Annotated in this window: 13 protein-coding genes; 6 read left to right on the forward strand and 7 right to left on the reverse strand. The window is 69.1% G+C overall.

Going from position 1 to position 22398, the window contains the following annotated elements:
* Positions 1–152 precede the first annotated feature (152 nt).
* The gene (locus AB5J62_RS37680; RefSeq protein WP_370944814.1) at positions 153–3848 is read left to right on the forward strand and encodes a hypothetical protein; all 3696 of its coding nucleotides are present in this window, start codon (positions 153–155) and stop codon (positions 3846–3848) included.
* 19 nt (positions 3849–3867) lie between these two features.
* Positions 3868–7584, forward strand: coding sequence for a hypothetical protein (locus AB5J62_RS37685; RefSeq protein WP_370944815.1), 3717 nt, complete (start codon positions 3868–3870; stop codon positions 7582–7584).
* Here the strand turns inward: AB5J62_RS37685 and AB5J62_RS37690 are convergent.
* The 7 genes from AB5J62_RS37690 to AB5J62_RS37720 form a co-directional block, all read right to left on the reverse strand.
* Positions 7563–8933 (reverse strand): GH1 family beta-glucosidase, encoded by a 1371-nt coding sequence (locus AB5J62_RS37690; RefSeq protein WP_370944816.1) that lies wholly within the window; start codon positions 8931–8933, stop codon positions 7563–7565. The two genes, AB5J62_RS37685 and AB5J62_RS37690, sit on opposite strands and share 22 nt — an antisense overlap.
* Positions 8934–9040: 107 nt before the next feature.
* Entirely contained in the window at positions 9041–9871 is an 831-nt protein-coding gene (locus AB5J62_RS37695) for a carbohydrate ABC transporter permease (protein ID WP_370944817.1), read from the reverse strand.
* A complete protein-coding gene (locus AB5J62_RS37700; RefSeq protein WP_370944818.1) occupies positions 9868–10716 on the reverse strand; it encodes a carbohydrate ABC transporter permease in 849 nt (282 codons plus the stop codon). Before AB5J62_RS37700 ends, AB5J62_RS37695 begins: the two co-directional genes overlap by 4 nt.
* Positions 10716–11975, reverse strand: a complete 1260-nt coding sequence (locus AB5J62_RS37705) for an ABC transporter substrate-binding protein (RefSeq protein ID WP_370944819.1) — start codon at positions 11973–11975, stop codon at positions 10716–10718. Before AB5J62_RS37705 ends, AB5J62_RS37700 begins: the two co-directional genes overlap by 1 nt.
* Before the next feature lie 25 nt (positions 11976–12000).
* Positions 12001–12657 (reverse strand): ThuA domain-containing protein, encoded by a 657-nt coding sequence (locus AB5J62_RS37710; RefSeq protein ID WP_370944820.1) that lies wholly within the window; start codon positions 12655–12657, stop codon positions 12001–12003.
* Positions 12642–14033 carry an aldehyde dehydrogenase family protein gene (locus AB5J62_RS37715; protein WP_370944821.1) on the reverse strand — a complete coding sequence of 464 codons (1392 nt, stop codon included), beginning with the start codon at positions 14031–14033 and terminating at the stop codon, positions 12642–12644. Before AB5J62_RS37715 ends, AB5J62_RS37710 begins: the two co-directional genes overlap by 16 nt.
* Before the next feature lie 136 nt (positions 14034–14169).
* On the reverse strand, positions 14170–15357 hold the full coding sequence (locus tag AB5J62_RS37720) for an ROK family protein (RefSeq protein ID WP_370944822.1): 1188 nt from the start codon (positions 15355–15357) through the stop codon (positions 14170–14172).
* 131 nt (positions 15358–15488) lie between these two features.
* Here AB5J62_RS37720 and AB5J62_RS37725 point away from each other — a divergent pair, with 131 nt between their 5' ends.
* From AB5J62_RS37725 to AB5J62_RS37740, 4 genes are all read left to right on the forward strand, one after another.
* The gene (locus tag AB5J62_RS37725) at positions 15489–16721 is read left to right on the forward strand and encodes an ROK family protein (protein WP_370944823.1); all 1233 of its coding nucleotides are present in this window, start codon (positions 15489–15491) and stop codon (positions 16719–16721) included.
* A 101-nt stretch (positions 16722–16822) separates the two neighbouring features.
* Complete coding sequence (locus AB5J62_RS37730) at positions 16823–19069, forward strand: ricin-type beta-trefoil lectin domain protein (protein ID WP_370944824.1); 2247 nt, start codon at positions 16823–16825, stop codon at positions 19067–19069.
* On the forward strand, positions 19066–20910 hold the full coding sequence (locus AB5J62_RS37735; RefSeq protein WP_370944825.1) for an RICIN domain-containing protein: 1845 nt from the start codon (positions 19066–19068) through the stop codon (positions 20908–20910). Before AB5J62_RS37730 ends, AB5J62_RS37735 begins: the two co-directional genes overlap by 4 nt.
* A gap of 10 nt (positions 20911–20920) precedes the next feature.
* The gene (locus tag AB5J62_RS37740; protein ID WP_370944826.1) at positions 20921–22273 is read left to right on the forward strand and encodes a ricin-type beta-trefoil lectin domain protein; all 1353 of its coding nucleotides are present in this window, start codon (positions 20921–20923) and stop codon (positions 22271–22273) included.
* The last annotated feature ends 125 nt before the right edge of the window (positions 22274–22398 follow it).

Here is a 22398-nt window from a genome sequence, read left to right on the forward strand (position 1 = left end):
GGCTGAACGAAAAAGGCCCGAACGTCGGACCATTGGCAGGTTTTCGCAGGTGTGTCACCGAGTGCTCCCGGCTAATGGAAGTGGCGCGTCACCGGATTTGGAGTACCGGGCCGGATACGGCGACGATGATCAAAGAGGGGAGGTGATCATCGATGCCGAGACGTGAGCGTCCGCTGGAGCCGGGTGACGACGCCGTCGTGCGGTTCGCCGCGAGTCTGCGTGAGCTCCGTGAGCGAGCGGGTGGTCCCACCTACCGGGACCTCAGCAAGCGTGCCGGGTACTCGGCGGCCGCGCTCTCCGACGCGGCCGGTGGGCGGAAGCTGCCGGGGCTCGCGCTGACGACCGCCTACGTGACCGCCTGCGGTGGCGACCTCGAACACTGGGAAGCGCGCTGGCGTGCCATCGCCGCCGAGCTGGCCGCGAGTGAAGAGGCGGTGCCCGCCGTCCCGGCCGAAACCGAGACGCCGGTCCCCTATCTCGGGCTCGCCGCGTTCCAGCCGGATGACGCGAAACGGTTCTTCGGGCGGGAACGGCTGGTCAAGGAGCTGATCGGGCGGCTGCGAGAGCATCGGTTCGTCGGTGTGTTCGGCGCTTCGGGCTCCGGCAAGTCGTCGCTGCTCAGGGCCGGGCTGACCGGCGCGGTCGAGCACACGGCGCTGGTCGTGACCCCGGGCGCCCGCCCGCTCGAGCAGTGCGAGGCCGGGCTCGCCGGACGAGGCGGGCTGCTGATCGTCGACCAGTTCGAGGAGGTCTTCACGCTCTGCCATGACGAGGCCGAGCGCACCGCCTTCATCGACGCGCTGCTCGCGCTCGCCGCCGACGAGCACGGGACGACCGTGGTCATCGGGGTGCGTGCCGACTTCTACGGACACTGCGGCCGCCATACCGGGCTGGTCGACGCGCTGCGCGACGCCCAGGTGCTGGTGGGCGCGATGACCGGCGAAGAGCTGCGCGCGGTCATCGTCGAACCCGCGGTGCTGGTCGGGTGCCGGGTGGAGACCGCGCTGGTCACCAGGCTGGTGGCGGACGCGGCCGGTCAGCCCGCCGCGCTGCCGCTGGTGTCGCACGCGCTGCTGGAAACCTGGCGGAGGCGGCAGGGCGTCACGCTCACCGTCGCCGGCTACGAGGCCGCCGGTGGCATCCACGACGCGATCGCGCACACGGCCGAGTCGGTCTACAAAGGACTGGATCAGGCCGGGCGCGAGCTCGCGAGGCAGATCTTCCTGCGGCTGACCACGCTCGACGAGGGCATGGCCGACACGAAACGCCGGATCGGCCGCCGCGAGCTGGACTCGGCACACGCCGACGTCGTGCTGGACAGGCTGGCCGACGCGCGGCTGCTCACGCTGGACCGCGACGGCGTCGAGATCGCGCACGAAGCGCTGATCCGCTGCTGGCCGAGGCTGCGGGAGTGGCTCGACGAGGACCGCGAGGGCCTGCGCGTGCACCGTCAACTCACGGAGGCGACCGATACCTGGGAAGCGCTCGGCCGGGACCACAGTGTTCTCTACCGGGGCACGAGGCTCAGCGCCGCGCGCGACTGGTCCGGGAAGGAACAGACATTACTGACGTCGCGGGAACGCGACTTCCTCGACGCGAGTCTCGAAGCCCAGGCGGCGGAGACCGAGACCGGCAGGCGCCGGACCAAGCGGTTGCGTGGGCTGGTCGCGCTGCTCGCCGTGTTGCTGCTGGTCGCGGGCATCACCACGGTGCTGGCCGTGCGGTCCGACCAGACCGCGACCGGGGAACGGAACCTGGCGCTGGGCCGGAAGGTGGTCGCCCAGCTCGAAACCCTCCGCACGACGAACCCGGCGCTCGCCGTGCAGCTCAGCCTCGCCGCGTACCGGCTCGCTCCGGCCCAGGAAACCCGCGACGCGCTGCTCAGCACCTTCGGCGCGCCCTACGCCACCCGGCTGACCGGGCACACCGGCGTGGTGTGGGCGCTGGCCTACAGCGCGGACGGCAAACGGCTCGCCTCGACCGGCCGGGACGACGGTGTCCGGCTGTGGGACATGACCGGGCGGCCGACCGAACTCGGCCTGGTCGCGCCGCCGGGCGTCCGGGCCACGACGGTCGGGATCAGCCAGGACGGGGCCACGATCGCGATCGGCGACAGCGACGATCGCGTCCACCTGTGGGACGTGGCCGACCCGCGCAGGCCCGCGCCGCTGGCGACCTTCGACCTCCCGGTCCGCGGGTTCGAGGTCAGCTCGATCGCGTTCAGCGGCCACACCCACCTGCTGGCCGTGGGCAGCTGGGGCAACGCGGTCCGGCTCTGGGACGTGCTCGATCCGAAGCGGCCACGCGAGCTGACCACGGTGACCGCGCACACCGACGGCGTCAGCTCACTCGCGTTCAGCGGTGACGGGACCCGGCTCGTGACGGCGAGCATCGACCACACGGTCCGGCTCTGGGACCTCACGAACCCGGCGGCGCCCGCGCCGGAAGCCGTGATCAGCGATCCCGACACCCGGTTCCGCGCGGTCGCGTTCAGCCCCGACGGCCGGACGGTCGCCACCGGCGGGCTGGACCAGGAACCGCGGTTGTGGGACGTGACCGATCGGTCGAAAGCCGTCGAGCTCGCGAAGCTGCCCGCGCAGCCGACGCCGGTCTACGCGGTGGCCTTCAGCCCGGATGGCCGGACGCTCGCCGCGGCCGGGCCCGCGACCGCCACCACGCTCTGGGACGTGACCGAGCCACGCAGACCGAAGCAGACGACGACCTTCGGCGGGCATCTCGACGATGTGCACGGGCTGGCGTTCAGTCCCGACGGGCGCACCCTCGCCACCGGCAGCGCCGACAAGACGATCCGGCTCGAAGAGGTCGGTGGACCCGCTTCGGCGATGCACGCCGATCAGGCCATTTCCCTCGCGTACCGGCCGGACGGCAAGGTGCTCGCGACCGCGGGCGCCGACCGGACGCTCCGGCTGTGGGACACCGCCGATCCACGGGCCAGGCCCCGTTTGCTGGCGGCGATCCCCGCGCACCGCGATCGGATCTGGTCGGTCCGCTTCACCCCGGACGGCGCCATGGCCGCCACCTCGAGCGACGACTTCACCACCCGGCTGTGGGACCTGCGCGATCCCGCGGCGCCGAAGCCGCTCGGCACGATTTCGGCGCCAGGCCGCCCGATATACCCGTCCGCGTTCGGGCCGGACGGCCGCACGCTGTACACCTCGACGATCGACGGGGAGCTCAAGGTGTGGGACCTCGCCGATCCCGCCGCGCCCGCACTCATCGGGCAGGTGAAGAACCACACCGCGCAGATCGCCGCGACCGTCTTCGACCCCGCGGGCACGGTGATGGCGACCGCCGGGTTCGATGCCACGGTCCGGCTGTGGGACGTCACCGATCGCTCCATGCCCAGGCAGCTGGCCGTCAGCACCGAATCCGGGCCGCTGCTCGCGGCCGCGTTCAGCCCGGACGGCCACACGCTCGCCACCGCGGGCGCCGACGGCAAGACCAGGCTGTGGGACGTGACCGGCCGCGCGCTGCGGCCGCGCGCGACACTCGGCGGCCATCTCAGTTCCGCGAACGCGGTGGCGTTCAGCCCGGACGGGCGGCTGCTGGCCACCGGCAGCGCCGACAAGACCGTCCGGCTGTGGAACATCACCGACGCCACCGGTTTCGCGGTGCTGAGCGGACACACCGACGCGGTCGCCGCGCTCGCGTTCGCCCCGGACGGCCACACGCTCGCCTCCACCGGGTTCGACCGGACGATCCGCCTGTGGGACACGAGTACCGACGCCGTGGCCGCCCGGATCTGTGCGCTCGCGTGGCCGCGGCTCACCCGGCAGGAGTGGGACGCCTACTTCCCCGGTGTCGATTTCCGGGAGCCGTGCCCATGACCGCCGGAGGGAGGCGACCGTGCCGAGACGCGAACGTCCGCTAGGGCCTGGCGACGACGTCGTCGTGCGGTTCGCGGCCGGCCTGCGGCGGCTGCGTGAGGACGCGGGCGGGCCCACCTACCGCGAGCTCAGTGTCCGCGCCGGTTACTCAGCCGCCGCGCTCTCCGACGCGGCGAGTGGCCGGAAACTGCCAGGGCTCGCGCTGACCACGGCTTACGTCACCGCCTGTGAGGGCGACGCCGACGCGTGGGAGACGCGGTGGCGCTCGGTCGCGGCCGAACTCGCGGCGACCGACGGCGAGCCGGAACCGCTCACCGAGACCGCGAACCCGTACCTGGGCCTCGCCGCCTTCCAGGCAGGCGACGCGAGCCGGTTCTTCGGCCGTGAGAAGCTCATCGCGGAGCTGACGTCCAAAGTGGAGGGACGCCGGTTCGTCGGGGTGTTCGGCTCGTCCGGCTCCGGCAAGTCGTCGCTGCTGCGGGCGGGCCTCGTCGGCGTGCACGGCCCGCACCGGACCGAGATCTTCACTCCGGGCGCGCATCCGATGGAGCAGTGCGCGGCAGGCCTGGCCGACAGCGGGCACGTGCTGATCATCGACCAGTTCGAGGAGATCTTCACCCTCTGCCATGACGAGGAGCGCGCCGAATTCCTCGACGCGTTGCTCGAACTCGCCGACGACGAGCACGGCACGCGGGTGGTGATCGGGGTCCGCGCCGACTTCTACGGGCACTGCGGACGCCACGCCGGGCTGGTCGACGCGCTGCGCGACGCCCAGGTGATGGTCGGCCCGATGAACGCCGACGAGCTGCGCACCGTCATCGTCGAGCCCGCCGTCCGGGTCGGCTGCCGGGTCGAGTCGGCGCTGGTGACCAGGCTGGTCACCGACGCCATCGGGCAGCCAGCGGTGCTTCCGCTGATCTCGCACGCGCTGCTCGAAACCTGGCGGCGCCGCCAAGGCCTGACCCTCACGGTCGCCGCGTACGAGGCGGCGGGCGGCATCCACGACGCGATCGCGCACACCGCCGAGGCCGTCTACACCGAGCTGGACGCCGCGCAGCGCGAAGTCGCCAAGCAGATCTTCTTGCGGCTCACCGCACTCGGCGAAGGCACCGAGGACACCAAGCGCAGGCTGCTGCGTCGTGAGCTCGACGCCGAGGACGCCGACACCACGCTGGTGCTGGAACGTCTCGCCGACGCCCGCCTGCTCACGCTCGACCGCGACGGCGTCGACATCGCCCACGAGGCGTTGATCCGCTGCTGGCCCCGGCTGCGGGACTGGCTCGCCGAGGACCGCGAAGGCCTGCGCGTCCATCGGCACCTCACCGAGACCACGGACTCCTGGGAGAAGCTCGACCACGATCCCGGCACCCTGTACCGGGGCACCCGGCTGGGACTGGCCAAGGAGTGGGCCGCCACCGCGCACACCTCACTCACCCCACGCGAGCGAGCGTTCCTGGACGAGAGCCTCGCCGCCGACGCCGCCGAGGTGGCTGCCGTCCGCCGCCGTACGAAACGGCTCCGCCGTCTCGTCGCGCTGCTCGGCGTGCTGCTCCTGCTGGCCGGGGTCGCGACCTTCGTGGCCTTCCGCGCGCAGCAGACCGCGACCGAAGAGCGGAACACCGCGCTGGCAAGGAAAGTCGTCGACGACGCGACCGCGCTCAGTGCGATGAACCCCGCGTTGGCGATGCAGCTCAGCCTGGCAGCGTACAAGCTCGCACCTGTTCCCGAGGCCCGCGACGGCCTGTACACGGCGCTCACCACCCCTTACGGCGCACGGCTGGACCTCAGGCCGGACTCCGCGTTCCACCTGGCGTTCAGCCAGGACAGCCGCCTGCTCGTGACGGCGGGCCTCCAGCGCTCCGTACGGCTGTGGGACGTCTCCAACCCGCTGCGACCGCGCGCGCTGTCCACCTTGCCCGGCGCGGAAGACACCAGGAAGCCGATCGCGCTCAGCCCGGACGGCAAGCTGCTCGCCACCGGGACGAGCACCGGCGCGGTGAAGCTGTGGGACGTCTCCAGCCCTGCCGTCCCCGTCCAGCTCGGGGTCGCGAACGGGCACACCAGGCTGGTGTTCGGGCTCGCTTTCAGCCGCGACGGGCACACACTCGCCTCCGGTTCCACGGACACGACGATCGGGCTCTGGGACGTCACGAACCCGCGCGCCCCCACGCTGACCGGGCGGATCTTCCACCACACCAACAATGTGAACAGCCTGTCCTTCAGCCCTGACGGCAAGATGCTCGTGTCGGGCAGCGACGACAAGTCGGTGGCGCTCTGGGATATCTCCGACCAGGCATCGCCGAAGAACCTCTCGGCGTTCACCGGCCACACCGACATCGTGACCTGGGTCGAGCTCAGCCCGGACGGCCGGACGCTGGCCACGTCCAGCTGGGACAAGACCATCCGGCTCTGGGATGTGACCGCGCCACGCGAGCCCAAGCCGCTGGCGACGATCGCCGCGCACAAGGCGGCGGTCTGGTGTGCCCGGTTCAGCGCGGACGGCACCAAACTGACGACCGGCAGCGACGACGGCGCGGCGTTCGTCTGGGACGTCACCACCCCTGCCGCGCCGAAGCGGTTCGCCGTGGTGGACAGCAAGGATGGCGGGGTCACCTCGGCGGCGCTCAGCCCGGACGGCCGGACCATCGCGGCGGTCGGCGATCAGAGCGTGCACCTGCGGGCACTGGCCGATCTCGCGCTCGACACCCACCAGTCGAGCGTGATCAGCGGGATCACCGCCGATGGGCGCGTGATGGTCACGGACGACGGCGACGGCCGCACCGGCCGGCTTTGGGACATCAGTGACCCGCTACGTCCCCGCGAGCTGGGCAAGGTTTCCACCGATGACGAAGAGATCACCGCCATCGCGGTGAGCGAGGACGGCCGTGCGCTCGCCGTCGGATCGATCACCCACCGCCCGGCGGGCCGCCTGCGGCTTTTCGACATCGCCGACCCGCGCGCTCCGCGGCTGCTCGCCGTGACTGACACTGTTCCCGTCTACGGCATCGGGTTCAGCCCTGACGGCCGGACGCTCGCGACCGGGCACGACGCCGAGAAGGTCCGTCTCTGGGACGTCACCGGCCCGAACCATCTCGAGCTGATGTCCACGCTGGCGACACCGAGGGACACGGTGTGGGCGATCCGGTTCAGCCCGGATGGGTGCACGCTGATGGCGAGTACCGGTGATCTCGGCCCCGGCATCCGGATCTGGTCGGTCGACGATCCGCGGCAGCCACGCGAGCTGGCCACGATCGCCAACCAGGAGAGCAAGAACAACGGATTCTACCGGATGGACCTCAGTCCTGACGGCCGGACGCTGGCCGCCGCCAGTTCCGACCGGAAGGTCCATCTCTGGGATCTGACCGATCCGGCCAAGCCGCGTGAGCGGCCCCGGATCGTCGGTGGCACCGAGGGCGCGAACGGGGTCGCGTTCGGTCCGGACGGCACGAAACTCGCCATCTCCTTCCAGTCCGAAGCGCAGTTGTGGGACACGACCGACCCGGACGCCCCGGTGCGGGTGGCCGGTGTCCGCGAGCCGGACGCCATCACCGGTGCGCACTTCAGCCCTGACGGGCACACGGTCGCGATCGGCACCGCCAAGCCGTCGGTGTTTCTCTGGGAGACCGATCTCGGCAGGATCTCCCAGCGGATCTGCGCGCTCGCCGAGCCGAAGATCACCACCGCCGAGTGGGACCGCTTCTTCCCCGGTGTGCCCTACAACCCGCCCTGCCCCTGACGGACCCGCCGGATCGTGTCGCGGAACCAGTAGCCGCTCTTCTTGATCGTGCGCCGCTGGGTTTCGTAGTCGACGCGCACCAGGCCGAACCGCTTCTCGTATCCGTACGCCCACTCGAAGTTGTCCAGCAGCGACCACGCGAAGTAGCCGCGGATGTCCGCGCCCGCCTGCCGGGCCGCCGCGACGGCCGCGATGTGCGAGGACAGGTACGCCGCGCGGGCGTCGTCCTGGACGAACCCGTGCTCGTCGGGGACGTCGTCGAACGCGGAGCCGTTCTCGGTGATGAACATCGGCAGGCCGGGGTAATCCCGGTTCAGCCGGACCAGCAGGTCCGTGAACTTTTCGGGCAGGATCTCCCAGCCCATCGCGGTCTTCGGCCTGCCGAACGGCACCGGCTCGTCGACCGCCGCGAACTGCTGGCCGAAGTAGTAGTTGACGCCGAGGAAGTCCAGCGGCGCCGCGATGATCGCCAGGTCGCCGTCGCGGACGGGCACGCGAACCCCTTGTGCGGCAAGGTCTTCCACGACGTCGGACGGGTAGCGGCCGTGCACGAGCGGGTCCAGGTAGATACGCACGCCGAGCCCGTCGGCGCGCCGGGCAGCGTCACGCGCGGGCTCGCTCTCGTCCGCCGGTTCGGACGTGCCCATGTTCAGTGTGATGCCGAACTCGATGCGGCGCCGGGCCGCGGCGCGCATGCGCTCGGTCGCGAGCCCGTGGCCGAGCAGCAGGTGGTGGACCGCGGCGATGCCGTCGCCGAGGTCGCGGCGGCCCGGTGCCATCACGCCGTGGACGTAGCCGTGCATGGCCGAGCACCACGGCTCGTTCAGCGTGGTCCAGTTGCGGACGCGATCGCTGAGCCGGTCGAACACCAGCATCGAGTAGTCGGCGAAGCGGTAGGCGGTGTCGCGCGACGGCCAGCCGCCCGCGTCCTCCAGCTCCTGCGGCAGGTCCCAGTGATACAGCGTGAGCCACGGGTCGATGCCCTTGTCGAGCAGCCGGTCGACGAGCCGGTCGTAGAACGCCATGCCCGCCTCGTTGAGCTTGCCACGGCCGCCCGGCTGGATACGGGGCCAGGCAACGGAAAACCGGTAGGTGTCGACGTCGAGCGACTTCATCAGCTCGACGTCGGCGGGCATGCGGTGGTAGTGGTCGCAGGCGACGTCGCCGGTGTCGCCTGCGTGCACCGCGCCGGGCACGCGGCTGAAAGTGTCCCAAATGGACGGTGTGCGGCCGTCTTCGCCGGCGGCGCCTTCGATCTGGTACGCCGCGGTGGCCACACCCCAGCGGAAGATCGGGGGCAGTGTGTCGATGAGTTCCTGCTCGGCGCTCGCGGTCTCCGTCACACTCATGGCCGTCCCCCTCCGAAGGTGTCATCTTCGACCTTCTTGCAGGAGCACGCGTGCGTCAATCACGGCACGGTAACTTTTTTCTGTCTAATTTTAAGCAATAAAGAAACTTAACGGACCGCGCCGGTCACCAGGTCGATCTTCCAGTAGCGTTGCAGTGAAAGGAAAAGCGCGATGACCGGGATGATCGAGAGCAGGGTTCCGGTGATCACCAGTGAGTACAGCGAAGCCTCCGCCGCGCCGTGCCGCAGCAGTGAGTAGAGCCCGACGGTCAGCGGGAACTTGTCCTCGCTGGTGACCAGCACGAACGGCAGCAGGAAGTTGTTCCAGATGGCGATGAACTGCAGCAGGAACACGGTCACCAGGCCGGGTCCCATGAGCCGCAGGCCCACCGTGCGGAACAGGGTGAACTCGCTCGCGCCGTCCAGCCTGCCCGCTTCGAGCAGCGCGTCCGGCACCGACGCCGCGGCGTAGATACGGCACAGGTAGATCCCGTACGGGTTGAACAACTGCGGCAGCAGCACACCGAGATAACTGTCGGTCAGGCCGATCTTCGACAGCAGCAGGTACTGCGGGATGGCCAGCACGATCTGTGGCAGCAGCACCCCGGCCAGGATGGTGTTGAACAGAAGCTTGCGGCCACGGAACTCGTACTTCGCGAGCGCGTAGCCCGCCGCGGCGCTGACGAACGACGCCAGCACCCCGCCGACGGCCGCGTACAGGAAGCTGTTCAGCAGCCACTGCCAGAAGATGCCGCCGCTGTAAGCCGACAAATCGCTCAGGTTCTCGAAAAGCCCTGTCGACGGCAGATAGGTCGAGGTCGAGAACAGCTCGGACTTGGACTTCGTCGCCGCGACGAGGATCCACACGGTCGGCACCACGCAGTACAGCGCGCCGAGCACCAGCGCGATGGTCGGCAGCCAGGCCGTCCGCCGCTTCATCGCCGCACCAGCCGGGCGGCGAGGAACGAGACGGCCAGCGCCACCACGGTGAACAGCACCGAGGTCGCCGCCGCGCGATAGAGGTCGGAGTCGACGAACGCGTCGTTGTAGATCTTCATCAGCGGCACCCAGGTCGACGAGATCGCGTTGGACAGCGGCCGCAGCGTGTTCGGCTCGTTGAACAGTTGCAGCGCCGCCAGTGTCGAGAACAGCGCGCACATCCAGATCGCTGGCCGCACCATCGGCACCTTGATGCGCCAGGCGATCTGGAACTCCGAGCAGCCGTCGAGCTTGGCCGCTTCGTAAACCTCGGGCGGCAGCGCGCGCAACGCGGTGAAGATGACGATCATGTTGAACCCGGCCGCGCCCCACACGACGATGTTGCCGACCGAGAAGAACACCGAAGTGGTGCCAAAGAAGTCGCCGCCGAACGGGCTCGTCGCGGGCAGGTACAGAAAGCCCCACATGAGCGTCGCGATCACGCCGGGCACCGCGTACGGCAGGAAGATCGCCAGCCTGCTGAACCGGCCGAGCCGGGTGCGCGGCACGTCCAGCATGAGCGCGAACAGCAGCGCGAGCCCGACCGTGCCGGGGATCGAGATCGCCGCGACCACGAGCATCCGCAGCACGCTGTGCCACAGCTCCGCGTCGCCGAAGACCGCGCTGTAGTTGTCGATCCCGGCGAACACGGTGGAGCTGCCGGTGCCGAGCAGGCCGCCGGACACCTTGCGCTGCTGGAAACTCAGCACCAGCGCGTAGCTGCCCGGCGCCACCACGAACCCGGCGAACAGCAGCACCGCGGGCAGCACCAGCAGGTACGGCAGGCGGGTTTTCCGGTGCGCCATCAGACGACCGTGAAGCCGAGCTTCTTCATGTCCGCGACGCTCGCGTCCTGCATCGAGTCCAGCGCCGCCGCGAACGGGCTGCCCTGCTGCAGCGCCGCGCCGAACGAGTTGGTGTAGCCGCTGAAGGTCACGGTGACGTTGGGGCCCCACATCGAGAAGCTACGCGCGCCCGGCGCCACCTGCTTCACGATGTCGTAGAAGTTCGCCTGGTTGGGGAAGAACGCCGGTGGCTTCTGCAGGATCGGCAGCGAGCGGCCCGCGGTCGACGCCGGGTAGACGTTGATCTGCTGGATCTGGTCGGTGACCGCGGCGGCGTCGGTGTTGAGCCAGGACGCGAACGCCGCGGCCTCCTTGGCGTGCTGGGAATCGGTGGTCACCGTGGTGGCCGAGCCGCCCCAGATCCCGGTGTCGCGGTTGCCCTCGGTCCAGGCGGGCAGCGGCGCGACGGCCCAGCGGCCCTGCGTGCTCGGCGCGATGCCGCCGAGCTGCGCCGGCGCCCACGCGCCGGAGATCCACGTGACGAGCGTGCCGTCGTTCATCTCCTTGTTCCACTGCGGCGAGAACGACGGGTTCTTCGCCACCAGGCCGTTCTTGACGAGATCTTCCCAGTAGGCCGCGACCTTCTTGGTCCGCGCGCCGTTGATGTCGACCTTCCAGGTGGTGCCGCTGGTCGTCCACCAGTCGCCACCGGCCTGCTGCGCGAGCCCGGTGAACCAGCCGGGGTCGGCGGCGTCGAAGTTGGTCATCGTCGCGCCCTTGGCCTTGACCGTCTTCGCGGCCGCCGCGTACTCGTCCCAGGTCTTCGGCGCGCTGAGGCCGTACTCCTGGAAGAGGTCGGCGCGGTAGAACAGCATGAGCGGCGCGACGTCCTGCGGCACGCCGTAGACCTTGTCCTCGAAGCGGACCGGCTTGAGCGTCGGGTCGTCGAACGCCTTGACCGTGTCCTTGGTGAACTCGGTGATGTCGCGGACGACGCCGTTGGCCACCAGCGACGGCAGCGACTGGTACTCGACCTTCGCGATGTCGGGGCCGTTGCCCGCCTGGTGCGCGGTGATCAGCTTGCTGACAAGCTGGTCGCCGCCCGCGGGATTGGTGAGGGTGACGTGGATGTCCGGATGGGACTCGTTCCACTTGGCGACGACCTTGTCCATGTTGGGGTCCCAGCCCCAGTAGGCCAGCTCGACCTTGCCGGGCGCCGGGCTGGAGCACCCGGCGAGCAGCAACAGGGCGACCGCCATGAGTCCGCGTCGACTCTTCATCCCACCATCTCCTCAGATGATCATGTCACCGTGCGGCCCAGACGAGGCCGCGGTGCGTCAGCTCCCGCACGGTCGGGTGTTCGAGGTCGGCCACCCGGTGGCCGATCGCGGAGAAGAACAGCCGCCCCGCGCCCCACCGCCGTGTCCACACCACCGGCATGCTGACCAGTCCGGGGCCGTGCCCGCCGGCGGCCGGGGTGACCGCCGTGCGCGCGATGACGTCGTTGAGCGAATCGCTGAGCAGCCAGTACTGCTCGGTGCAGATCGTGAAGTCGCTCAGTCCGGCCACGATCGGGTGTGGCGCGTCGATGGTCACCTCGTACTCGAGGAACTCCTCCGGGTGGAACAGGAAGAGCCCGCCGACCATCCGCAGATAGTCGGTGTTCGTGGTGAAGGTACCGACGATCCCGCCGTGCCAGCCCGCGAACCCCGTGCCCGCGTGCACGGCTTCGGTCAGCCCGGCCGCCTGCGCCTTCGTGAGTTCGCCCTGCGACCAGCACTGCACGATCACATCGGTCCGTTTGAGCCGTTCGGCGTCGAGATAGACGTCGAGGTCATTCGCGATGTCCACGTCGAACCCCGCGGCGACGAGTCCGGGACGGAACAGTTCGGTCGTCTCGACCGGCGCGTGCCCCTCCCAGCCGCCGCGGACGATCAGCGCGGTCCTCATCTCGTCGCCCACTCCGGCAGCGTCAGTGGGGTGCGCTGCACTCCGATCCACTGCCGTTTGGTGAACCCGGCCATCTGGTTCTCGGCGCCGTGGCGCGCGTGCGCGTCGTTGACGTGCACCTCGCCCGCGTGCAGCTGTTCGGCGACGCTCATCCCCCGCATGAGGTCACGCGTGAAGACCGAGTTCATCAGCATCGGCAGCCCGTTGGTCAGCGCGATGGCCTCGGCTTCGGTGTCCACGACGGTGATCGGGACGACCGGGCCGAAGATCTCCTCGCGGAACGCGGGCATTTCGGGTGTCACGCCGGTGAGAACGGTCGGACGGTAGAAGAGGCCTTCGTACTTGCCGCCGGTGACGAGGCGGGCGCCGCGCGCGAGTGACGGTTCGACGATCTCCCGGTGCACACGGTCGCGTTGCGTCTCACTGATCAGCGGTCCGAGGTCGGGACCGTCGAGCGGATCGCCGACGGTCAGCGCCTCGGCCCGCCGGGTGACGGCGTCGAGGTAGGCGTCCGCGACCTCGCGGACGACGATGTGCCTGCTCGCGCTGATGCAGGTCTGCCCCTGGAACTCGAACGACGCGATCATCGCGCAGGCCGAGGCGAGATCGAGGTCGGCGTCGTCCAGCACGACGAACGCGTTGCTGCCGCCGAGTTCGAGCCGGACGTCGCGGCCGAGAGGCTGGATCGTTTCACCGACTTCGCGGGACCCGGTGAAGTCGAGCATGTCGAGACCTCGGTGCGCGGCAAGGGCTTTGCCTGCTTCGGGCCCGCCGGTGACGACGTTGAACACGCCCGGCGGGAACCCCGCGTGGTGCGCGGCTTGCGCGAGCACCTGGCCGCCGATGGTCGGCGTGAGTTCGGCGGGCTTGAGCACCACGGTGTTGCCGAACGCCAGCGCGGGCGCGACGGCTCGCATGGCCAGGTTCATCGGGTAGTTCCATGGTGTGATCAGCCCGACGACGCCGAGCGGGACCGTGCGGGACATCGACAGTTTGCCCGCCTTGTACGGCTGGAGCAGGTCGCCCGCGGTGCCGGTCGCCTGGACGACCGAGATCTCCAGCTGGCGGATGCTGGTGCCGACCTCGTCCTCGGCCTTGCTCCGCACCCCGCCGGTCTCGCGCATGCTCTGCTCGACGAGCGCCTCGTAGTTTCCGGTCAGGTATGCGGCGAACTTACGCAGGTATTCGGCGCGTTCGGGCGCCCCGAGTGCGGCCCAACCCGGCTGAGCGGCCCGTGCGGCGTCGACCGCATCGTCGACGTCCGCGCCGTCTCCCAGCGCGAATTCCCCGATGCGCTTCGCCGTCGCTTTCTCCTCGACCACCCCGGTCCGGCCGGACCTCGATGGCCTGAACTCACCGCCGACATAAAGCCCGCTGACTTTGTCCACGACTTAAGCTAAGTCACAAGCCCACACTCACGCAACGGTCAAAAAATCCCAATGTGGCATTCGTCAGCTTCGGTCTGACGGATGCCACATTGGTGGGTCAAAACCTGACGAAAGCCGCATTGGATTTTTTGACCGGTCAGGTGAGGGGGTGGCCGCCGGTCGACAGGAGCTCGCCGATGGGCAGGGTGGCCGCGCCCATCGCGACGGCCTCCTGGCCGAGCTGCCCGAGTTCGATCTCGGTCTGGCCGTACATGTAGTCGAGCGCGTGGCGGCGGACCGCGTCGCGGACGGCCGGGAGGATCGCCGGGCCGAGCGTCTCGCCCGCCCAGCCGGAGAGGACCACCCGATCGGGGGCCAGGAGGTTGACCAGGTTGGAGATCCCGATGCCCAGATACTCCGCCGTCGTGTCCAAGACGGTCGCGGCCGGGCCGGGTTCGGCGGCGCGGGCGACCAGTTCGACCAAACGGGATTCTGTGTCCGAGGCTCGCAGACGCGTGGCCCCGGGTAACGCTCGGTAGCCACGCAGGATGGCTTCGGCGCCGACGTAGGCCTCCAGGCAGCCGCGCGAGCCGCAGCGGCACGAGGCGCCGCCGACCTGGATGACCGTGTGGCCCCATTCGCTGGTCGTGCTGGTGACGCCGCGGCGGGAGTCCGTCGTCATGGCCGCGCCGATGCCGACGCCGAGCAGCGCGATGATCGCCCGGTCGGCGCCGCGGCCCGCGCCGCGCCACATCTCGGCCTGGCCGAGTGTGCGGGCGCAGTTGTCGACGAACAGCGGCCCCTCGACGCCCGCGCGGACCATCGAGGTGAACGGCACGCCGGACCAGCCCAGGGTCGGCGCGTGCACGAGACCACCGGGTTTGACCACGCCCGGCACGCCGATCCCGACGCCGAGCACCGGGCCCGGCACCTGCGTGATCACGTCGGCGATGCCCGAAATGGCCAGCGCCGCGAGTTTTTCCGGGTCGAGCTTGGCGTCGGCGATGGGGTACGTGGCGGTGGCGACCGTCGACAGCGCGAAGTCGAACAGCCCCGCCTGCAGATGCGTTTCCCCGATGTCCACCCCGACCACGTGGCCGAACCCGGGCCGGACCCGCAACAATGTGCGGGGACGGCCACCGTCGGAGTCGATCGAACCGGCCTCGGCGACCAGCCCGTCCGCGACGAGATCGGACACGACATTGCTTACCGTGGCGGAACTGAGCCCCGACGCGCGCATCAGTTCCAGCCTGCTGCCAGGCCCGTGCAAGTACAGGTACGACAGCAGCGCGGCCCGGTTGTGGCGGCGGAGGTCCCGCGTTGTCTGTTGCACCGCGCGAGTCACATCGTGGATTGTGCCAGACAGTAACCGGATCGGCTGAGGAATCAGTCTTAATTCACTAGTTAATTCATGGCCACGAATTAAGCGATCAGGCATGCTGTCTCATATATGCCCGAAGCCGAGATGGGGAGCTCATGGCAGCGAAGCGCACCACAGTCCGGGACCTCCGGCGACACAACCGGTCCCTGCTGCTGTCGAAGCTGTACTTCGACGGTCCGCTGAGCCGTCACGAACTCAGCCAGCTGACCGGGCTGAGCGCCGCCACCGTCAGCAACGTCACCGGCGAGCTCGCCGAAGAGCAGCTCATCGTCGAGGCGGGGCTGGTCGAATCGGACGGCGGGCGCCCGCGCGTGCTGCTGCGCGTCGATCCGGAGTACGGGCATGTGGCCGGCATCGACATCGGCGAGACCGGGGTCAAGGTCGAGCTGTTCGACCTGGCGATGAACCGGCTCGCGACGGTCGACCACGCGTTGCCGTCGTCGCGCCCGTCGCCGTCGGCGGTCGTCGCGCAGGTCGGTTCGGGACTGCGTGAGGTGCTCGGCCAGGCGGGCGTCGACGAGTCGAGCCTGCTCGGCGTCGGCATCGGCGTGCCGGGCACGGTCGAGCACGGTGACGAGGTGCTGGTGCACGCGCCGACCGTCGGCTGGAACCACGTCGCGCTCGAAGACCTGCTGCGCGCCGAGGGCATCGATCTCCCGCTGTACATCGACAACGGCGCGAAGACGCAGGGCCAGGCCGAGATGTGGTTCGGCGCGGGCCGCGGCGCGCGGCACGCGGTGATACTGCTCATCGGCTCCGGCGTCGGCGCCGCGGTGATCACCGACGGCAACACCTACCGCGGTTCCACGAGCAGCGCCGGCGAATGGGGCCACACGACCATCGCGTACGGCGGGCAGCTCTGCCGCTGCGGTTCGCACGGCTGCCTCGAGGCGTACGTCGGCGCCGCCGGAATCCTCGAGCGCTACCGCAAGGCGCGTGGCGGCCGGACCGTTCCCGGCGCGGACGAGCCGGCGCAGCTCGAAAGCCTTGTCGCCGCGGCGGCGAAGTCCAAGTCCGCCGCACGCGTTCTGGAAGAGACCGCGGGCTATCTCGGCGCGGGCATCGCGAACCTGATCAACCTCTTCAACCCCGAGCGGATCGTGCTCGGCGGCTGGGCCGGGCTGACCGTTGGCGAGGCCTCACTGACCGAAATCACCGAGTCGGCGAAGCGGCACTCGCTGGATCACCCGTTCAGCCAGACCTCGATCGAACTCGGTCAACTCGGGCCGGACGCGGTGGCGATAGGAGCCGCCACGCTGCCCGTCGCCGCCTTGCTGGAGCAGGGCGCGGACACCCGAACGGGCGCGCACGGGAGCGCCGTAGCCTAAGCCCCCGCCTTTATTCGTGACTTAAAGTTAGTAGTTGTCTCCATGGTATGGACCATGGATACTCGTTTGTTGCCACGCGCAACAAACGAGAGGTGACAATGATGTCAACCCGACTCGGGCGGTTCGGCCTACTCCTGGCGACTGCCGCTCTCCTCGTCCCCACGATCACCACGACGATCACCACAGCAGCGTCAGCGGGGCCCGCCGCCATCGAGGCCGCCACCTTCACCGACGACTTCAACGGTCCGGCGAACAGCGGGATCGACGGCTCGAAATGGCAGTTCGAGACCGGCGACAACGTGAACAACCACGAACGCCAGTGGTACACCTCGGGCACGAACAACGCGAAGCTCGACGGCCAGGGCAACCTGGTGATCACCGCCAAGAAAGAGAACCCCGGCAACTACAACTGCTGGTACGGCCGCTGCGAGTACACCTCCGCGCGGCTTTCGACGGCGAGCAAGTTCACCCAGACCTACGGCCGCTACGAAGCGCGGATGAAACTCCCGCGCGGCCAGGGCATGTGGCCCGCGTTCTGGATGCTGGGCAACGACATCGGCAGCGTCGGCTGGCCCAACAGCGGCGAGATCGACATCATGGAGAACGTCGGGTTCGAGCCGAACACCGTGCACGGCACGCTGCACGGCCCCGGTTACTCGGGCAGCGGCGGCATCGGCGCCGGCTACAGCGGCCCCAACTTCTCAGACGGTTTCCACACTTTCGCGATCGACTGGGCGCCCAACAAGATCACCTGGTCCGTGGACGGCAACGTCTACCAGACCCGCACCCCGGCCGACTTGAACGGTAACCGCTGGGTCTTCGACCACCCCTTCTACATCATCCTGAACCTGGCCGTCGGCGGGTACTGGCCCGGCGATCCCAATGGCAGCACCGTCTTCCCGCAGCAGCTGGTCGTGGACTACGTGCACGTCACCACCAGCAACACCGGCTCCGGCAACACCGGCCCGATCACCGGGCTCGCCGGCAAGTGCGTGGACGTCGCGGGAGCCAACCCCGCCAACGGGACCGCCGTGCAGCTCTACGACTGCAACGGCACCGGCGCTCAACAGTGGACGGTCGGCGGCGGCGCGGTGAAAGCGCTCGGCAAATGCCTCGACGTGACCGCGGCGGGTACGGCCAACGGCACCCCGGTCCAGCTCTACGACTGCAACGGTTCCGGCGCGCAGCAGTGGACGGCGAACGCCGCCAAACAGCTGGTGAACTCCGGTTCCGGGCGATGCCTCGACGTGAGCGGCAACAACTCCGCCAACGGGACCAGGCTCCAGATCTGGGACTGCGGCGGCGGCGCGAACCAGAAGTGGAACGTGCCGGGCGCGTCGCTGGCGAAGACCGCGAGCACCGCGTCCGTCCAAGCAGGACCGACCGCGGCCCAGCTCCTCGCCAAAGTCTCTTCGTGCCAGCAGATCTCCAACGGCAAGTACGCCACCGACGAGGGCAACGCGGGCACCATCCCGGTCTGCAAGACAGGCAGCGCGGTCCACTTCACCGGTGACATGGACATCGACTGCGACGGTGTCCGCACCACGCAGTGCAACGAGAACACCGACTGCTGCTACTACAACGACACCGCGTTCCACACCTCCACCGACCAGCCGCTGAACGCCGCGCAGCTGCCGTATGTGGTGCTGCCACAGCCTTCCGGCACCTGGGACTACCGCTCGCAGGGCATCGACGGCGGGGACGTGGTGGCCGTCATCTACAACAACAAGGTCGAGTACGCGGTCGTCGGCGACACCGGCCCGGCCGGCATCGCCGGTGAGGCCTCGTACGCGACGGCCGTCAACCTCGGCATCAACCCCGACCCGAAGAACGGCGGCACCGAAGGCCCGGTGACCTACATCGTGTTCCCCGGCTCACGGGTGAACCCGATCGAGGACCACGGCCGCGCGATCTCGGTCGGCGAGCAGGCCGCGTCGCAGTTCGTCGGCGGAAGCACCCCGCCGACCGGTGGCGCCGGCCAGATCACCGGCTACGGCGGCAAGTGCGTCGATGTCGCGGGAGCCAACAGCGCCAACGGAACCGCCGTGCAGCTCTACGACTGCAACGGCACCAACGCTCAACAGTGGACGGTCGGCGGCGGCGCGGTGAAGGCACTCGGCAAGTGCCTCGCGGTGCCCGGCACCGCGAACGGAACCCAGGCGCAGATCACCACCTGCAACGGTTCAAGCGGTCAGCAATGGACCGTCAACTCGTCGCAGCAGCTGGTGAACGCGGGCTCCGGCAAGTGTCTCGACGCCACCGGTGTCTCCTCGGCCAACGGCACCCGCCTGCAGATCTGGACCTGTGGATCGGGCGCCAACCAGAAGTGGACGGTCCCCTCGGCATGAAACGTCTTCTCCCACTCCTCACCTCGGCGCTGGTCGCCGGCGCGCTCTTCACCGTCCCGGCGCAGGCCGCGGGCGAGAGCGTGAACATCTGGCTCACCACCACCGACGACGGCCGCGGCGTGCACGTCACCCGCGGTCTCCAGCAGCAGGCCGCGATCAACTTCTCGCCGGGCACCGGCTCCGGCGGGCAGACGATCAACGTCAACGAAAACACCAGATACCAGCAGTTCGAAGGCGGCGGCGCGTCCTTCACGGACACCGCGGCCTGGCTCATGAAGTCCAGCGGCGCGCTCAGCCAAGCGACCCGCGACGACGTCATGCGCAAGCTGTTCGACCCGAACGCCGGCATCGGGCTGAGCTTCATCCGCAACCCGATGGCGTCTTCGGACCTCGCCAGGTTCAGCTATTCCTACGACGACCTGCCTGCGGGCCAGACGGACCCGAGCCTGAGCAAGTTCTCGATCCAGCACGATCTCGCCGACATCGTGCCGCTGACCAAACAGGCCAAACAGCTCAACCCGGCGATGAAGATCATGGGCTCGCCGTGGAGCGCGCCGCCGTGGATGAAGGACAACGGCGACTTCAAGCAGGGCTGGCTCAAGGCCGAGTTCTACCAGGCGTACGCGCAGTACTTCGTGAAGTACATCCAGGCGTACGCGGCACAAGGGATCCCGGTCGACTACGTGTCCGTCCAGAACGAGCCGACGTGCTGCCCGAGCTACCCGTCGATGAACTGGAACGGCTCCGGCCTGGCGGCCTTCACGAAGTCGAACCTGCTGCCGTCGCTGCGGGGCGCCGGGCTGTCCACGAAGGTGCTCGCGCTGGACTGGAACTGGGACAAGTACGACGAGTACGCCGCGCAGACGGTCAACGACGCGTCGATCCGCAACGACCCGAACTTCGGCGGGATGGCGTGGCACGGCTACGGCGGTGACGTCAACCAGCAGACACTGGTGCACAACCAGTATCCGTCGATGAACGCGTACAGCACCGAGCACTCCGGCGGCACCTGGGTGTCGAACCAGCACGCCGAGGACATGCTCAACATCGTCGACTACACGCGCAACTGGAGCCGCAGCGTCGTCAAGTGGAGCCTCGCGCTCGACCAGGACATGAAGCCGCACAACGGCGGCTGCGACGTCTGCACCGGGTTCGTCACCGTCCACAACGGAGACTCCCGGCACGGGCAGGTCGACTACACCGTCGAGTACTACACGATGGGGCACCTGACGAAGTTCGTGAAGCCGGGCGCGTACCGGATCGAGTCGAACGACACGGCCGTGCGCAACGTGGCGTGGAAGAACCCCGACGGGTCGAAGGCGCTGATCGCGTACAACCCGGGCGCCGGCGCGCAGAACGTGCGGGTCAACTGGGGCAACCAGTCGTTCACGTACAACCTGCCCGGCAAGACCTCGGCGACGTTCACCTGGAACGGCACCCAGGGCAACGGCGGCGGCAGGACCGGGCCGATCACCGGGCTCGCGGGCAAGTGCGCCGACGTCGCGGGCGCCAATCCCGCCAACGGCACCGCCGTGCAGCTCTACGACTGCAACGGCAGCGGCGCGCAGCAGTGGACCGTCGGCACCGACGGCACCATCCGCGCGCTGGGCAAGTGCCTCGACGTGACCGGTCAGTCCACAACGGACGGTGCACAGCTACAGCTATGGGACTGCGCGGGCGGCGGTAATCAGCGATGGACCGCCAACGGGTCGAAACAGCTGGTCGGCGTCGGCTCGGGCAAATGCCTGGACGTCACCGGCAACAACTCGGCCAACGGCACCCGCCTGCAGATCTGGACCTGCGGCGCTGGCGCCAACCAGCAGTGGAACCTCCCAGCCTGAAGGAGTCACCATGCGTAAGGTTTTCGCGCTGCTGGGCGGCGCGGCCATCCTCACCGCACTACTCGCCGCACCGGCGGAAGCCGCGACCGGCCCGATCACGGGCCTGGCTGGCAAGTGCGCCGACATCGCGGGCGCCAACAGCGCCAACGGCACCGCGGTCCAGCTCTACGACTGCAACGGCACCGGCGCACAGTCGTGGACGACCAACGCCGACGGCTCGTTGCAGGCGCTCGGCAAATGTCTCGACGTGACCGCCGCGTCGACCGCGAACGGCGCGCAGATCCAGTTGTACGACTGCAACGGGACAGGCGCGCAGAAATGGACCGCGAACGCGTCCAAACAGCTCGTGAACACGGGCTCCGGTAAGTGTTTGGACGTCTCCGGGAACAATTCGGCCAACGGGACGCGGCTGCAGATCTGGACTTGTGGCGCGGGCGCCAACCAGCAGTGGAGCCTGCCGACCGGCACCACCGTGCCACCGGGCCCCGGCGCGATGGCCGTCGCGCCGTATCTCTACAACGGCTGGGGCAACCCGCCGAGCCCGACCACGATCATGCAGGCCACCGGCGTCAAGTGGTTCACGCTCGCCTTCATCCTGTCCAACGGCTACTGCAACCCGCAGTGGGACGGCGGCCGCGCGCTCACCGGCGGCGTCGACCAGAACACGATCAACCAGATCCGCGGCGCGGGCGGCGACGTCATCCCGTCGTTCGGCGGCTACAGCGGCAACAAGCTGGAGTCGTCGTGCGGCAGCGCGGGTGAGCTGGCCGCCGCGTACCAAAAGGTCATCAACGGGCTGGGCTTCAAGGCGATCGACCTCGACCTCGAGGCCGACGCGTACTCGAACCCGGCCGTGCAGCAGCGCACGATCGACGCGCTGAAGACCGTTCGCGCCAACAACCCCGGCATCAAGCTGTACTTCACGATCGGCACCGGGCAGAGCGGGCCGGACACCAGCCTGATCAACCGGGCGGCGGCCTCCGGGCTGACCTTGGACGGCTGGACGATCATGCCGTTCGACTTCGGCGGCGCGGGCCAGAACATGGGCAACCTGACCGTTCAAGCCGCGGAAGGGCTCAAGAACGCGGTCAAGAACGCCTACGGGTACAGCGACGACCAGGCGTACCGGCGGATGGGGATCTCGTCGATGAACGGCATCACCGACGTCAACGAGACGGTGACGCTCAACGACTTCCGCACGATCCTGAACTACGCCAACGCGCATCACCTGGCACGGCTGACCTTCTGGTCGACCAACCGGGACCGCCCGTGTCCCGGCGGCTATCCGAACAACGACACCTGCTCGGGTGTCGCCCAGCAGAACTGGGACTTCACCCGCATCTTCGCGCAGTACGCGGGCTAAGCGGGCGCTTGGGGTCGTGAGTGCTGCCGACGGTTCCAACCGTCGGCAGCACTCACGACTGTTCCCTAGAGTGACTGGCATGAACATCTGGCAGGACCGGTTCGCCGGTGCGGAACGCTTCCTCT

The sequence above is a fragment of the Amycolatopsis sp. cg5 genome (genome assembly GCF_041346955.1).
Lineage (GTDB): Bacteria > Actinomycetota > Actinomycetes > Mycobacteriales > Pseudonocardiaceae > Amycolatopsis.

Coding starts and splice junctions, on each gene's coding strand:
- AB5J62_RS37680 (WP_370944814.1), top strand. CDS start 153: ATGCCGAGACGTGAGCGTCCGCTGGAGCCGGGTGACGACGCCGTCGTG.
- AB5J62_RS37690 (WP_370944816.1), bottom strand. CDS start 8,933: ATGAGTGTGACGGAGACCGCGAGCGCCGAGCAGGAACTCATCGACACA.
- AB5J62_RS37695 (WP_370944817.1), bottom strand. CDS start 9,871: ATGAAGCGGCGGACGGCCTGGCTGCCGACCATCGCGCTGGTGCTCGGC.
- AB5J62_RS37700 (WP_370944818.1), bottom strand. CDS start 10,716: ATGGCGCACCGGAAAACCCGCCTGCCGTACCTGCTGGTGCTGCCCGCG.
- AB5J62_RS37705 (WP_370944819.1), bottom strand. CDS start 11,975: ATGAAGAGTCGACGCGGACTCATGGCGGTCGCCCTGTTGCTGCTCGCC.
- AB5J62_RS37725 (WP_370944823.1), top strand. CDS start 15,489: ATGGCAGCGAAGCGCACCACAGTCCGGGACCTCCGGCGACACAACCGG.
- AB5J62_RS37730 (WP_370944824.1), top strand. CDS start 16,823: ATGTCAACCCGACTCGGGCGGTTCGGCCTACTCCTGGCGACTGCCGCT.
- AB5J62_RS37735 (WP_370944825.1), top strand. CDS start 19,066: ATGAAACGTCTTCTCCCACTCCTCACCTCGGCGCTGGTCGCCGGCGCG.
- AB5J62_RS37740 (WP_370944826.1), top strand. CDS start 20,921: ATGCGTAAGGTTTTCGCGCTGCTGGGCGGCGCGGCCATCCTCACCGCA.